The organism is Thermoflexibacter ruber (genome assembly GCF_900113045.1).
Lineage (GTDB): Bacteria > Bacteroidota > Bacteroidia > Cytophagales > Thermoflexibacteraceae > Thermoflexibacter > Thermoflexibacter ruber.
Genome location: NZ_FONY01000117.1, coordinates 1 through 1512 on the forward strand (window position 1 = coordinate 1; position 1512 = coordinate 1512).

Here is a 1512-nt window from a genome sequence, read left to right on the forward strand (position 1 = left end):
AACATCCCTAACTTTTGCTATTTATTTAAACTTTATAACTCAACAACCTATCTTAGATATAAAAAACTTTATATTTTAACTAGCACAATTGGTATCTATATCTTTTTATATTTTAACAAGTCAAAAATATATGAAACAATCTTATTTTTTCTCGTTCTTGATATTAAATCTTTTATTGAATATTTTGCCAATAAATGCTCAAGATTTAAACTGTATCCCAGATATAAAATGCTATACAGACTGGGCTGTAGAAGCCAATGCAACTGTAAGAATAGTAGTAGCTACTCTTGATGGGCAAGGCAAAAGAGGCACTGGAATTTTATTGAACAATGAGAGCAGAAATGGTCGTGCTTTCCTTCTAACGGCATTCCATGTGATTGATTTAGACGATGATGGCATAATCTCGCAAGCAGAAAGAAATAGCATCTTGAATGGCAATAATTCTTTTACTTTCAAATATCAGACCACTTCATGTAATGGGAATGCCCTTGATTTGGCACAATATGCTTTTGTCAATGGGGCTATTGTGAGAGCTGCATATAAGCCTACAGATATGGCATTGTTAGAATTAGTAGGTACTATCCCTGTTGATGTAAATTATGCAGGTTGGAATAGGGCAGCTGGTACACCCTCAAGTGGTGTGATTATTCATCATCCATCAGGTAGCCATGCAAGAATAGCAACCTCGAGCAATATTACCTTAGATTCTGATAATCAGCTACGTGCAAGATATGGAACTGGTACTATCGCTCGTGGGTCTTCAGGAGCAGGTTTTTTTAATCAAAATCATCAAGTCATTGGACAATTGTTAGGAAGTTCAAAAGACCCTTTCTCGTTATGGAGAGATGATTGTGTCGGATGCCCTGCTTCTTGGTCGTGTCCCTTTTATATTAACCGTTTATCAGACTCTTGGCTTGGCGGAGGCACTCCTGATACACAATTAAAAGCGTGGCTCTCCCCTAATCAAAATTTATCATCAATCTCTCATTTAATCCCTTCAAGAATCAATGGAGCAGAACAAGTCTGTGCGAATAATTCTACTACCTATTCTTTGGAACTACCAGCCACTATGAATGCCACTTGAACTGTTTCAGGAAATCTAAGCATACTGAGTCAAAATCGCAATAGTGTAACTGTAACTCCCGCAAGTTCTTTAAGTGCAGGGACAGGTACTATTTCTGCTAATGTGCCTTATTTCTTGAATATAGGCGGTGTTACTACTACCAGCACCAAAACTATCCAAGTAAATCTCCCTGTGAGCAATCAAGGTGTTACCATTCGCAATACAAGCAATAATACCCAATGGAGTTCTACAAGCGGAGGAAACTTAACCATGTGCTACGGACAGCCTAATTACTTACAACTTACTTATGCTAATGGAAACGGGGCAACAAATGCAGAGTGGACTTTCCCAAGTGGTTGGTCTTATAGCTCGCTGTATGGCACAACTGTAGGACTTACTCCTTATAGCACAGGGTACGCCAACCTGACAGTGAAAGTTGCCAATAGTTG

2 protein-coding genes are annotated in these 1512 nt (G+C 38.4%); both read left to right on the forward strand.

Going from position 1 to position 1512, the window contains the following annotated elements; genetic code table 11:
• Nucleotides 1-130: 130 nt before the first annotated feature.
• A complete protein-coding gene (locus tag BM141_RS22440) occupies nt 131-1084 on the forward strand; it encodes a trypsin-like serine peptidase (RefSeq protein ID WP_143091095.1) in 954 nt (317 codons plus the stop codon).
• A gap of 114 nt (nt 1085-1198) precedes the next feature.
• A partial coding sequence (locus BM141_RS22445; RefSeq protein ID WP_221407743.1) for a hypothetical protein occupies nt 1199-1512 on the forward strand: 314 nt, incomplete at its 3' end.